12 protein-coding genes are annotated in these 12992 nt (G+C 69.3%); 6 read left to right on the top strand and 6 right to left on the bottom strand.

Annotated features, from left to right (window positions below; genetic code table 11):
- The first annotated feature begins 175 nt into the window (after nucleotides 1-175).
- From EY822_RS06870 to EY822_RS06845, 6 genes are read left to right on the top strand one after another with little or no spacing between them, the layout of a single operon-like run.
- Nucleotides 176-784 carry a hypothetical protein gene (locus EY822_RS06870; RefSeq protein WP_150307590.1) on the top strand — a complete coding sequence of 203 codons (609 nt, stop codon included), beginning with the start codon at nucleotides 176-178 and terminating at the stop codon, nucleotides 782-784.
- Nucleotides 774-2594, top strand: coding sequence for a glycoside hydrolase family 15 protein (locus EY822_RS06865; protein WP_150307589.1), 1821 nt, complete (start codon nucleotides 774-776; stop codon nucleotides 2592-2594). Before EY822_RS06870 ends, EY822_RS06865 begins: the two co-directional genes overlap by 11 nt.
- Nucleotides 2595-2607: 13 nt before the next feature.
- Nucleotides 2608-3114, top strand: coding sequence for a GrpB family protein (locus tag EY822_RS06860; RefSeq protein ID WP_150307588.1), 507 nt, complete (start codon nucleotides 2608-2610; stop codon nucleotides 3112-3114).
- Between the two features lie 53 nt (nucleotides 3115-3167).
- Complete coding sequence (locus tag EY822_RS06855; RefSeq protein WP_150307587.1) at nucleotides 3168-4172, top strand: NADP-dependent oxidoreductase; 1005 nt, start codon at nucleotides 3168-3170, stop codon at nucleotides 4170-4172.
- Between the two features lie 50 nt (nucleotides 4173-4222).
- On the top strand, nucleotides 4223-5095 hold the full coding sequence (locus EY822_RS06850) for an exodeoxyribonuclease III (protein ID WP_150307586.1): 873 nt from the start codon (nucleotides 4223-4225) through the stop codon (nucleotides 5093-5095).
- Between the two features lie 9 nt (nucleotides 5096-5104).
- On the top strand, nucleotides 5105-5548 hold the full coding sequence (locus EY822_RS06845; RefSeq protein ID WP_150307585.1) for a hypothetical protein: 444 nt from the start codon (nucleotides 5105-5107) through the stop codon (nucleotides 5546-5548).
- Nucleotides 5549-5575: 27 nt separating this feature from the next.
- Here EY822_RS06845 and EY822_RS06840 read toward each other — a convergent pair whose 3' ends face one another.
- From EY822_RS06840 to EY822_RS06815, 6 genes are all read right to left on the bottom strand, one after another.
- Nucleotides 5576-6502: an AEC family transporter gene (locus EY822_RS06840; RefSeq protein WP_150307584.1), complete on the bottom strand. Its 927-nt coding sequence runs from the start codon at nucleotides 6500-6502 to the stop codon at nucleotides 5576-5578.
- A gap of 156 nt (nucleotides 6503-6658) precedes the next feature.
- Nucleotides 6659-8725, bottom strand: coding sequence for a hypothetical protein (locus tag EY822_RS06835; RefSeq protein ID WP_150307583.1), 2067 nt, complete (start codon nucleotides 8723-8725; stop codon nucleotides 6659-6661).
- A gap of 51 nt (nucleotides 8726-8776) precedes the next feature.
- A complete protein-coding gene (locus tag EY822_RS06830) occupies nucleotides 8777-9847 on the bottom strand; it encodes a glycoside hydrolase family 130 protein (RefSeq protein ID WP_150307582.1) in 1071 nt (356 codons plus the stop codon).
- A gap of 2 nt (nucleotides 9848-9849) precedes the next feature.
- A complete protein-coding gene (locus tag EY822_RS06825) occupies nucleotides 9850-10695 on the bottom strand; it encodes a carbohydrate ABC transporter permease (RefSeq protein WP_227497090.1) in 846 nt (281 codons plus the stop codon).
- Nucleotides 10695-11660 (bottom strand): carbohydrate ABC transporter permease, encoded by a 966-nt coding sequence (locus tag EY822_RS06820; RefSeq protein ID WP_150307581.1) that lies wholly within the window; start codon nucleotides 11658-11660, stop codon nucleotides 10695-10697. Before EY822_RS06820 ends, EY822_RS06825 begins: the two co-directional genes overlap by 1 nt.
- 10 nt (nucleotides 11661-11670) lie before the next feature.
- Nucleotides 11671-12990, bottom strand: a complete 1320-nt coding sequence (locus EY822_RS06815) for an extracellular solute-binding protein (protein ID WP_150307580.1) — start codon at nucleotides 12988-12990, stop codon at nucleotides 11671-11673.
- Nucleotides 12991-12992: the final 2 nt, after the last annotated feature.

The raw sequence follows: 12992 nt of genomic DNA, 5'->3' as shown, positions 1-12992 counted from the left end.
ACCCTATTGCACCGCACCCGGCACCGGTTCGGCGGGGAACGACGCGCGGGATGGGCGCGTGGCGGGCGCCGTTCGCGATGGGGACGGGCGTCGGTCGGCGACGCGGAAAGGGCACCGGGCGCGCCCGCAGCGAACGGACTCCGCACGCCGGATGCGGTGTTGCTAGCGTCGAAACATGGACCCCGACAGTGACGGCACGCTTCCGTCCCGCGCCTCCGATGTGGACCGGTTGGGCGAGCTCGGCTCCCCGATATTCACCCTCGTCGACCAGCTGCGCGTGCAGGAGCGGAGCTTCAGCTTCTTCGGCTTCAGCAACAAGGTGGCCCGCCTGCACTTCTGGCTCGCGGACGCGTCCGGCAACTTCTGGTTCGAGGACACGCCCATCGGGCCGATGGGCGTGGCGGAGCTAAAGGGCTTCGTCTTCACCGACGTCCTGGGCGTGCTGGACGACGGCGACCGCGAATACCACGAGCTGGTGCCCGACTCCGCGGTGCGGCACTATCTCGCCGACGCGCTCGACTACTACTCCGCCGATCCCCTCGAAGACCTCGCCAGCGGCAAGTCGGAGTTCCACCGCGGCGAGATCGCCGAGCGCCACGTGACCGATGACACCCTCGTGGTCGACGGTGCGCCGCATCCGGCCACCTCCCTCGACTACGGTGCCTTCCGCGCCATCAGCGGCTGGGTCGGTGACCGGCTGGCCACGCTAGTCGTGCGGCCGAAGGACCTCGCTTTTCTCGACGCTCGTCTCGTGACCCGGCCGCGTACTTCCCATGGGCGCTGAACCGCGGCCCCTGCCCCCCGCGGAACGGGGAGGGTCGCCCACCCGGTGCGAGGACGGGTACTCCGACCTGCGCGGGTACGCCGGACTCGGCGACGGGCGCACGGTGGCGCTCGTCGCCCTCGACGGCGACATCGACTGGTTCCCCATCCCGATCCTCGACTCCCCGCCCGTGTTCGCCGCGCTGCTCGATGCCGAGCACGGCGGACGTATCCGGCTCGCCCCCACGGCGGAGTTCACCAGCACCCGCTCGTACGTCGCGGGCACGAACGTGCTGCAGACCACCTTCACCACCGAGAGCGGGGTGGTGCGCATCACCGACGCCCTCGTCACCGGTGTGGCGGGGCGCCTGCCCTGGGCCGAGTTGGCGCGCCGGGTCGACGGCCTGTCCGGGTCGGTCGACATGGAGTGGCAGGTGGAACCCGGGCGGGTGTTCCGTTCGGCGATGCCCTGGGTAAACGACACCCGGCACGGCCCGGTGATCCGCATCGACGGCGTCACCCTCGCCGTGACCGGCTTCGAGCACGGTCCGTCCCCCGCCGGCTCGCACTCGCTCGGCGGCGCGTTCCGCACCACGGAGGGATCGCGGCACCTCATCGCCATCTCGGGCACCTACCGCGAGCCCATTCACCCGCCCGACCCGTACAACGTGGATCGGGGAATCGATCGCACCATAGAGAACTGGCGGGCATGGTCCCGCGAGTTCTCCTTCGACGGGCCGTGGGCGGATGCCGTGCAGCGGAGCGCGCTCGCCCTGAAGCTCCTCATCCACAGCCCCACCGGAGCCATCGCCGCCGCCGCGACCACGTCGCTGCCCGAGGCCGCCGACGGAAGCAAGAACTGGGACTACCGGTTCGCGTGGGTGCGTGACGCGGCGTACACGCTGCAGGCCCTCATCCGCTTCGGACTGCGCGAGGAGAGTCAGGCGGCGGTCTCCTGGCTGCTCCGCACCATCCGCACGCACGGTCCGGCGCTGCAGATCTTCTACGAGCTCGACGGTTCCCTGCCGCAGGGATCGACCGAGCCCGAGGCACCGGGGTGGCGGGGCATCGGTCCCGTGCGGGTCGGCAACGAGGCGCAGAGCCAGCTCCAGCTGGGACCCTACGGCGATCTCTTCGACGTGATGCGCTTGTACGCCGACCAGGGCAACATCCTCGACATCGAGACCGGCCGACAGCTGGCCTCGGTGGCGGACGCCGCCTGCGACGACTGGCAGAAGGCCGACGCGGGAATCTGGGAGCTCGAGCGCGAGCGCCACTACACGTCCTCGAAGCTGGGTTGCTGGCAGGCCCTCGACTGCGCCGTGCACCTCGCCAAGCAGGGCCAGATCCCGGGCGACCCCCGCCGCTGGGAGGTCGAACGGGACGCCATCGCCGACTGGGTGCACGAGCACTGCTGGTCGGAGGAGAAGCAGGCCTACACGATGTACCCGGGATCGACGGAGCTCGACACGTCGGTGCTGCTGCACGCACCGAGCGGTTTCGACCGCGGCGAACGGATGTCGAAGACCATCGACGCCATCGTCGCCGAACTCGGCTCCGGTCCGCTCGTTCACCGCTACAGCGGCATGCAGACCGAGGAGTCGACGTTCGTGGCCTGCGGCTTCTGGGTGGCCTCCGCCCTCGCGTGCGTCGGTCGCATGGAGGAGGCCACGGCGACGATGGACGCGCTCGTCGGCCTCGCCAATGATGTGGGCCTGTATTCCGAGATGATCGATGCCGAGACGCTCGAGTTCCACGGCAACCTGCCGCAGGGACTCAGCCACCTCGGCCTCATCTACACGGCCATCCTGATCGCGGATCTCGGCGGCTGAGACCGCCCCCGCCGTGCCGCTCCTCCGCCCGTCCGAGCGATTCCGGGACGCCGCGCTCGCCATCCTGTGCCGCGAACACGCTGGCCTGCGGGACGCGGGCGTGCCGGGCGAGCTGGTCCTCGTCGGGGGAACCAGCGTGCCCGGAGCGCTCACCCGCGGTGATGTCGACCTGCACCTGCGCGTCGATCCGAACTCGTTCGCGGATGCGGTCGAGCGGCTGCGCGGTCTGCATCCGGTGGTGCACCCGGAGATCTGGCAGCCGACGCTCGCGACCTTCGAGGTCGCCGAGGCCCTGCCCACCGGGATCGCCGTCACGCCGATCGGATCGGAGCACGACGTGCGCTTCACCCGCACCTGGGCGATCCTGGCGGCGCGACCGGACCTTCTCGCCGAGTACAACGCGGTCAAGCTGGCGGGACCCGATGCGTCGCGGGCGCGGGGCACGGGCGCCGATACCGACCTCGACCCGGGCTACGAGGAGCGCAAGTCCGCCTTCTTCGACCGCATCCTGGCGGAGTGACCGGCGGCGCGGAACGCACAGCCAATTCGTCGGCTCGGGTGCGAGGATGCGGCATGGCATCCCGGGGTCGACGTACAGCGAAGTCCGTTTTCTTCTCAGCATTCGGTGGAATCGAGGTACTCGACCTGGTCGAGGTGGAGAGACCTCGACCCGCTCCCGGTGAGGTGGTGGTGGAGGTTCTCGCGGCCGGCATCAATCACATCGAGGGCTACATCCGCGAGGGCCGGTTCGAGGCGGAGGTGCCCACCTCCTTCCCTCAGGGCCAGGGCAGCGACTTCGCCGGTCTCGTCGTCGAGGTGGGTGAGGGGGTCACCGCCTTCGCGGTCCGCTCCGAGGTGCTGGGCCACGCGGTGCTCGCGTCGCACGCGAACTACGTCGTCGTGCCCGCGCGAAACCTCGTCGCCAAGCCGCAGGGCCTCTCCTGGGAGGTGGCGGGCAGCCTCTTCCTCGCCGGCCTCACCGCGTACGACGCCGTGCAGGCCGCCCGTGTCGGCGAGGGCGACACCGTCGTCATCTCGGCCGCTGCCGGCGGCGTCGGCAGTATCGAACTCCAGCTCGCGAAGGCACGCGGGGCGCTCGTCATCGGCACCTGCGGCGAGCGCAACTTCGACTACCTGCGACAGCTCGGCGTGAAGCCCGTCGTGTACGGCGACGGCATCGCCGATCGCATCCGGGCGGTCGCGCCGCGGGGCGTCACGGCGTTCCTCGACAACTACGGCGGGAACGAGGCGGTGGCGGAGGAGCTCGAGGTGCAGCCGGCCCGCTTCCGATCCAGCGACTCGCGCAAGGACTTCGAGCTTCGCGCGGTGCGGGGGTTCGACTCCGCGGACGACGCGGCCCGGCAGACGGGCATCCTCGGCACGCTGGCCACTCTGGCCGCCGAACGGAAGGTCGACCTGCTCATCTCCGGCTTCTATCCCCTGGAGCGCGTGCAGGATGCCTTCACCGACCTCGAGAAGTATCACGCCCGCGGCAAGGTCGTGCTCGGCATGCGGACGATCGGCGGCGGCAACCCCAGCACGCTGAAGGCCAGGGACGTGCACGACAGCCGCCCGTAGCGCAGCGGCACGCGGCAGGGGCGACCGTCGACCCGAACTACCATGGGACCATGCGTGTCGCCACCTGGAACGTGAACTCCATCCGCAGCCGAGTGGGGCGAGTCGTCGACTGGATGGTCCGCGAGGACGTCGACGTTCTGGCGATGCAGGAGATCAAGTGCAAGCCCGAGCAGTTCCCGTTGCAGCAGTTCGAGGACGCCGGTTACGAGGTGGAGCTGCACGGGCTCAACCAGTGGAACGGCGTGGCGATCGCGAGCCGGTTGCCCATCGAGAACGTCTCGGTCGGCTTCCCCGGCGTGCCCGGTTTCGGCACAGTGAAGGCGACCGCCGCGGTTCCCGCCAGCGCCGTCGTGGTCGACGATGCGGGGCTGCCCGTCGAGGCGCGGGCGCTCGGCGCCACGATCAACGGCGTCGAGGTGTGGAGCCTCTACGTGCCCAACGGGCGCGAGGTCGGTGATCCGCACTACAGCTACAAGCTGGAATGGCTGGCCCGTCTCGCCGACGTCACCCGCCGACGGCTGGCCGATCAGCCCGACCTTGCGATCGCCCTCATGGGCGACTGGAACGTGGCGCCGCGCGACGAGGACGTGTGGGACATGGCGCTATTCGTGAACAGCACCCACGTGTCCCCGCCCGAGCGCGACGCCTTCAATGCGTTCTTCACGCTCGGCTTGCGCGACGTCGTGCGCGACCTCGATGTGCCCGGGTACACCTACTGGGATTACAAGCAGCTGCGCTTCCCCCGCAACGAGGGCATGCGCATCGACTTCATCCTCGGTTCCCCGGCGTTCGCCGACCTGGTGACCGCCGCATCCATCCACCGCAACGAGCGGAAGGGCGAGGGACCGAGCGATCACGTTCCCGTGCTCGTGGACCTCGAGCTCGACAGTGCACTGGACGACGACCGTCCGATGATCTTCTAGGGGCCGGGCGTGAGCAACATTCGCAAGTTGATGGACGACGGTGCAGCACGGCCGGCGCGCACGCCGCGAGCGCCGCTGGACCGGAGTGACATCCTCAAGGCCGTCGGGGCGATGCTGCTGAGCGCCGTGATCGTGGGCATCCTCGCCGCGATGGCGCTCGTGCTGCTGACGGTGACCGACGGGTGCGGACCGGGCCAGATCGACTGCAAGCCCACCCAGTTCGCGGTCGCGTTCTTCATCGCCCTGCTGCTTCCCCCGCTCGTCGCGGTGATCGGCTTCCTCGTCACGGCAGTGCTCCTCGCCCGTCGGCGGCCGCGCCCCTGGCGGGCATCGCTCCTCGCGATTCCGGTGTCCTTCGTCGCCTGGGTGATCGGCGCGGGCCTGGCGTTCGGCGCCGTGCCCGGCTACGGCGTGGGCGACTACCTCGGCGTGCTCGGCACGATCGGCGGCTGAGCGCGCCCTCCGGCGGCTGCGCGCGGATCAGACCGGGGCGAGGAGCGCCGCAACCACGAGCAGCACCGGAACCGAGGCGACCGTCGTGAGCAGCACCGTGTCGCGTGCCAGCGTCACGCCCCGCTCGTAGCGGGCGGCGAAGTTGTAGATGTTCTGCGCGGTGGGCAGCGCCGCGATGACGGTGGCCGCGAACACCTGCTCGGCGTCGAGCGAGAACACGAAGCGGGCGAGTAGGAACGCGGCGGCCGGCATGATGACCGACTTGATCACCGTGGCCGCCACCACATCCCGTCGTCCCGATCCGGCGGCCAGCGGCTTCTGCCCCACCAGGGAGATGCCGAACGACATCAGCACCATGGGGATCGCCGCGGCGCCGATCAGCTGGAAGGGCTCCATCACCGCATCGGGAAGCTGCACGCCGGTGGCGGCCACGATCACGCCGAGCATCGAGGCGATGATCATCGGGTTCCGCAGCGGCTGGGTGAGCAGCGACACGACGGACGCCCGCCCACGGGTGGCCGTGTCGAGCACGGTCAGCGTGATGGGGGCGATCACGAGCAGTTGGAGGAGCAGCACGGGCGCCACGTACTGCGGGTCGCCCAGCACGTAGATCGCCACCGGCAGGCCGATGTTGTTGGCGTTGACGTAGGATGCCGCGGCGGCCCCCACCGTGGTCTCCGCCACCGGACGGCGGAACAGCAGCCGCGAGAGCAGCACGTACACGACGAGCGCGATCAGCACCGACAGGGCGGTGGTGAGGAGGAAACTGCTGAACACGACCCGGAGCTCGGCGCGGGAGAGCACCGTGAAGAGCAGCGCGGGCGTTGCCACGAAGAAGGCCACGCGGTTCAGCACGTACAGCGCCGAGGGTCCGGCGATGCCCGTCTTTCCCACGATGTAGCCGACCGCGATGACGAAGCCGATGATCGCGAAGCCGATGAGAACTCCGGACATGCGGCTACTCCAGAGGATTCGCGAGGCGGCGGGTGAGAGGTTCCCACTGTATCGGGGCGCCGAGACCCGGGCCGCGGGACGGATGCGCCAGGGGTGGCGTGACGAAGCCCGCCGAGGGGCGGCCCTCGGCGGGCTTCGGATGATGCGGGCGGGGGATCAGGAGGTGAACGCCGTGGCGAATCCTCCCGCCGGGAGCCGCACCGACACCACACCGGACGCTGCCGTTTCGGACACGAGTCGACCCATCGAGTCGTACACCCGCACCGTGCTGGCGCGACCGTCCCAGCCGATGTTCGACGGGGTGGGCGTGCGCGCCGCGGACGTGCACATCGCCGCGTGGACGCCGTCGGCCGTTCCGTCGCTCAGCGTGAGCGACGCGACGAGAGGTCGCACCAGGAGCGCATCGATGTCGACGCTCCCGCGCCGCACGCTCACGGTCACCTCGCTGCGACCGGCGGGCAGGAAGGCGCGGAGCGACTGCGGCAGCAGCGCGCCGCTGACGGCGCTGATGCCCTGCTCCCCCACCGTGTGGCGGAGCACGCCGAGCGTCGCGGATCCCGATCGCCAGATGGACACGGATCCGGCGCGCTCCTCGCGCAGCCACGACACCGGCTCCACCGTTCGGGCGGCATCCGACGCGCCGACGTCGAAGGTCGCCTCCTGCGTCCGGTCGAGCCGGAGCACGTCACCGCTGTACAGCGACTCACCCGTCCACAGGGAGTCCGGGGTGACCACCGTTCCGGTGGTCGTGCCGACCGCCTCGGCCTCGATCACCCGAAGACCGTCGCGATCCGACACGTCGGTGAGGGAGGTGGCGACCGAACGCACGGCCGGGTTCGCGTCGAGCGCGATCATCGACAACAGGCCGTGGATGGTGCTCTCCGCGCCGCTGTTGCGGTTGATCGATCCGTCGGGCTGCACGCCGTCGTAGGTCACGCCCGTTGCGGGGTCGTACATGGCCTCACCGGATCGATTGGTACCGAAGTACCAGCTGGCGAGCATGCCCGCGAGTTCGGCGAAGCCGGATCGTTCCGTCACCGCGCCGACGGCGAGCAGGCTCTGCAGGCGGGAGTCGATCCCGTACGCGATCTGCACGCGGTCGGCCGGGGTCGGGAACCATCCGTTGTCGGGTCCGCCCGCCGCGAGGAGCGTGGGGACGAAGGTCGCCGAGTCGGCGATCGCCGGCTCGAGCAGGTCGTCGTCCTCCAGGGTCGCTGCAGCGACGGCGAGCGCGGCGGGCATCTGCGACGCCCAGGCGTGCCACATCGACCGGGACTGCGCCCAGGGCAGCACGGCGCCGTAGGGCCACGACCGGCTGTCGCCTGCGGACAGCGCCGCGATGCCCTCGCTGAGTTGACTGAGCGCCGTTCGCGCCCGGTCGTGCTCCGGGGTCATGGGCGCAGACGGGGCCGGAGCCGTCGCGGAGACGTAGGCGGCGAGGCCGAGCACCGCCTCCGCGGAGGCGTCCGCTCCGTCGACGATCAGCCACGCCGGCACCAAAGCGCCGTCGGACCGCTCGTACTCGCCGTAACGGGCGAGCGACTCGCGTTCGAGCGCGGCGACGCCGAGCTGGAGTCGGTCCTCCAGGAAGTCGGCGAACTCAGGATCCTCCGCCTCGAAGGCCGCGTACCCCTCGCCGAGCGCCCACAGGGTGCGCGCCAGCCAGTAGCTGTTGCCGGAGTCGGACGGGTCGGGCAGTTCCACCGGCTCCGGGCTGCGGTTGAACTCGCCATCGGGCTGCATCCACAGCACGACGTTGCCGGCGTCGGGGCCGGTCGTCGTCTGAAAATAGGCCAGGGCGCGCAACAGCTCGTAGGCGGTGTCCCGTGACGACTCGGTGCCGGTGGACACCCAGTGGCGGAGGTAGACCACCGCCGCGCGGGAGATGTCGTCGGTGTTGTAGGCGCCCTGTCCCCAGTCGCCCGTGACGGGATCGAACGGTCCGCCGCCGACCCGTTCGAAGGTCCCGCCGTCGCGCGCATCGGCGTAGGTCCACGGCATGGTGAGTTCGGGGTTGGCGGCGAAGTCGTAGGTCGTGTGCCCCTCGATCCCCTCCGGCGTGGCCTGGTCGAGGAGGAAGTCGAGGTGCGCCAGGTTGGTGAGGGGCGGAACCTCCGCCGGCGCGGCGGGTGCAGCGACGGCGACGCCTCCCGTCAGCCCGGTGAAGACGAGGGCGACGGCCGCGACCGCGGCCACCCCCCGCCGTGATGCGGTGTTCGTCATTGAACGCTCCTTAGTGGTGGTGATTCGTGGTGTGCGATGGGGGATGGAGGGTCAGGGGGTGCGGTCGAGGCGTGCGACGCCGATCTTGGAATCGGCCATGCCGTAGAACACGAAGTGCTGACCGTCGATCTCCTCGATCGCGGTGGGGAACACCACGTTGGGCACGATGCCGCTCCGCTCGTCCTCGGTCTCGGGTGCCATCAACGGTTCGGCCGTGCGAGCCACGACGACCGACGGGTCCTCTGCCGACAGCAGCATCGCCCCCGCCGCGTAGTTGACCCTCTGCTGCTGGTCGGTGGCTGCGTCGAGAGCGCCGGTGACACCGTGGTGGATGAGCAGCCATCCCTCTGGCACCCGCAGTGGCGGCGGGCCGCCGCCGATCTTCAGTTCCTCGAACGGGAACTCGCTCATGGCGATCAGCTTGTGCCCCCGCCAGCGCACCAGGGCGGTCGGATCCGCCTCGACCTCCGCCACCGGCACGTAGCTGATCCAGATGCCCGGTCGGTCGTCCGTGACCCCGGCAGGCAGGTGCGTGCCTTCGCCGTCGCGGATCCAGCCGAGGTCCCACATGGGGCGGTGCAGCGCCGCGAAGCACGGTTCCCCGCCCGGGCCGGGGACCGGCTCCGAGAAGAACAGGGTGTCCTTGTTCGGGAACAGGTTGAGGTCGGTGTCGAGCGCATCGTCGTAGGCGAAGTGCACGGGGCCGAGGCGGGTCCACTGCCGTAGATCGGTCGAGGTGGCGATGGCGGTCTTCGGCCCCAGCGGACCGTAGGCGACGTAGGTCATCACGTGCAGACCGAGCGCCGCTACGAAGGTGACCCGCGGATCCTCGACCCCGGCATTCGTGAGACCGCGCTCCCAGCCCCGGTCGGGCGCGAGCACGATGCCTTCGCGCTGCACCGACACCGGCACGCCGTCCTCGATCACTACGCGGGCGAGACCCACCCGGCTCACGTTGCCGGTGGCGACCAGTCGGGGCAACAGGTAGAGCACGCCGTCGGGGTCACGACCGGTGGCCGGGTTGAGCACCCCCTCCGCCTCGTGGTCGTTGCCCTCCTCCGGCGTCATGATCACCCCGACGCGGGTGAGGGAATACGGAACGGTCGGTGTGGACTGGGTCATGACTAACCTTTCACTCCCGAACCGATGTCGGTCGAGATGAAGTAGCGCTGGAAGGCGATGAAGAGCAGCACGGCGGGTGCCGCGAGCACGCAGGCTCCGGCGAGCACCGCGCCGAAGGGGTTGGCGGCGGTGGCCGCCACGTTGCTGATGTAGTTCGCGAGGGATACCGCGAGAGGCTGCAGGTCGGCCTCCTTGGTGATCAGGAACGGCCAGAGGAACTCGTTCCAGGGGCCGATGAAGGTGAGCAGCATGACCGTCACGAGCGCCGGCCGCACGAGCGGAAGCGCCACGGAGGTCAGCAGCTTCAGTTCGGTCGCCCCGTCGATGCGCGCGGCGTCGAACAGCTCCTTGGGGATCTGCAGGAAGTACTGCCGGAAGATGATCACCGCCGTCGAGTTGATCGCGAACGGCAGGATCATGCCGAGGTAGCTGTCGGCCAGTCCGTAGTCGCGGGCGATGAGCACGTACAGCGGGATGAGCAGCAGCTGGAACGGCACGATCTGCACCAGCAGGGCGATCGAGAAGGTCACCCCGCGTCCGCGCCACTGCAGTTGCGCGAGCGCGTACCCGACCAGGATGCCGAACACCACCGTGCCGAGGATCACGGCACCGGTGAAGATGCCCGAGTTGAGCAGCCCCTGGAACAGATTGATCCGGGCGTTGATGTCGGCGTAGTTCTCGCCGGTCAGGTTGCCCGGGTTCGGGAACGCACCACCCACGGTCGGGTCGGGGGACTCCTGGAGGGATCCGACGATCATGTAGTAGAAGGGGAACAGGAACACGAACGCGCCGAGGGCCAGGACGACCCCGCGCAGCGTGCGCTGTCCTTTCGACATCGTGTTGCGCATCAGTTCCTCTCCCCGGCGAATCGGTTCTGCAGGTAGGCGAGGATGAGCACGAGCACGATCAGGATGACGCCGATCGCCGCAGCGACGTCGGGATTGCCCTGCTCGAGCCCGCGCTGGTACATGATCAGCACCGGCGACGCGGACGAGCCGTTGGGTCCGCCGCCACCCGTGAGGAGATACGGCTCGGTGAACAGGTTGGCACCGGTGACGGTGGAGAGCAGGAGTACCAGCAGGGTGGCCGGCCGCACGCCCGGCACGGTCACCGAGAAGAACTGCCGCACCTTGCCCGCGCCATCGGTGGATGCCGACTCGTACAGCTCCTGCTGCACGTTCTGCAGTGCGGCGAGGTACAGCAGGATGTACAGGCCGAGCTGCTTCCAGGTCACGAAGAGGGCGATGGTGGGCATCGCCCAGGTGCTGTTGATCAGCCACGACGGCGAGGGGGCCAACGGTCCGAGGATCTCGTTCACGAGGCCGTTGCCGTTGAAGAGGAACAGCCACACCCCGACCACCGCCACGCTCGCCGTGACGTAGGGCACGTAGTAGGCCACCCGCAGGAAGGTGCGGAAGCGCGTGATCTGGTTCAGCCCGTTGGCAAGAACGAGCGAGAGGACCACGGTCAGCGGCACGTTGATGAGCAGGAAGATTCCCACGTTGCCGAAGGCCTGCCAGACATCGGGATCCGTCAGTGCGGTGCGGAAGTTGTCGAAGCCCACGAACGGGCGGTCGACGGGCACGCCGGGGGCGGTGAAGTAGAAGTCGTGGAAGGCGATCCACACGGCGAGGCCGAGTGGATAGGCGAATACGATCGCGATGAACACCAGGTAGGGCGCGCTGAAGATCAGCCCGAGGGGGTGCTTGCCGAAGATGCGGTTGAGCAGCGGGTGCTTCTGCGGGGACCCGCCCGCCGCACCGGAGGGCCGGTCGGGCCCCCCGGTGCGGCGCGGTGACGTTGCCGTCGTCATGGTCGCGTCGCTACTCGCTCACGAGTTCGTCGATCTCCGTGGCGGCATCCTCGAACGACGACTGGATGTCTCCCTCACCGAAGATCACCGCTTCGGAGTAGGCGTCGCGGAAGGTCTGCCATACCGTCACGGCGTTCGGCACGTTGGGAACCTCCACCGTGCGGGACGCCTGGTCGCCGAACAGCTCGTACGCGGGGTTCTCCTCGAAGAACTCCGGGTACGTCTCGGTCAGGTTCGCCCGGAGGGGCATCTGACCGGTCAGCTCGAGCAGCTGCCCGTCCTGCTCCTCGCTGGTGGAGAACTTGAGCAGGTCCCACGCGGTGGCCTGGTTCTCGCACGCCGTGTACAGACCGATGTTCTTCGCGTCGCTGAAGGTGTAGGTCTCGCTGGGGGCGATGCCGTCGGACGTGGGCACGGGAACCGCGCCCCAGTTGACGTCGTCGTAGACGCCGATCGCCCAGGGACCGACCGTGGCCATGGCCGACTGGCCGTCGGCGAAGGAGTCGCCCTGGTACTGCTCACGGCTGGAGTAGCCCTCGTCGTACATCGTCTTCCAGAGTTCGGCGACGGCGTACCCGTCCTCGCTCGTGAAGGTCGACGCGCCGTCCTCGACGAGCTGGGTTCCACCGGTCTCCGCCGCGTACATCGGGTAGAAGTCGAACCAGCTCTGGAAGAACTCGCTGGTCGGCGCCGGATTGATCGCATTGGGTGCGATGCCCTTGTCGACGATCTCCTTCGAAGCGGCGAGAAAGTCGTCGTACGTGGCGAGCGAGGGGTTCTCGGCGTCGAGACCGGCGGCTTCGAACATGTCCTTGTTGTAGAACAGCATCACCGGGTTCGACTTCCAGGGCATCTGGTAGTAGGCGCCGTCCTCGGAGGCGTACTGGGCCGCCGTCTCGCCGCTGCGCTCTTCGATGTACTCGTCGCCGTCCTCGAACTCGGAGAGCGAGACGAGGCCGCCCTGCTTCTGGAACTGGGGTACGGCCACCGGCGCGGTGTTGTAGATGAGGCAGGGGGCGTTGCCCGCCGTGATCGCCGCTCCGATGACCTCCTCGCTGCTGGCGCCGGCCGGGATCTCCTGGCCCTCCACCTGCTGGTCGGGGTTGTCGGCGTTCCAGGCCTCGATCATCTGCTCCGCCCAGGCGACCTCCTGTTCGTTGTTCGAGTACCAGACGGTGATGTCGCCGCGGCCTTCCTCGCCGCCGCCTCCGCCGTTCCCGCCTCCTCCTCCGTCGCCTCCGCTGGAGCAGGCGGTCACGGCCACGAGGGCGAGTGCCGCGGCGGACGCCGTAGCGAGTGTTCGCCTCGTTCGGGGTGTCTTCGTTGACATTG

The sequence above is a fragment of the Planctomonas psychrotolerans genome, assembly GCF_008642235.1.
GTDB classification, from domain to species: domain Bacteria; phylum Actinomycetota; class Actinomycetes; order Actinomycetales; family Microbacteriaceae; genus Planctomonas; species Planctomonas psychrotolerans.
The sequence above is the reverse complement of the archived record's forward strand: the minus strand, read 5'-3'. Positions and strand labels throughout refer to the sequence as shown.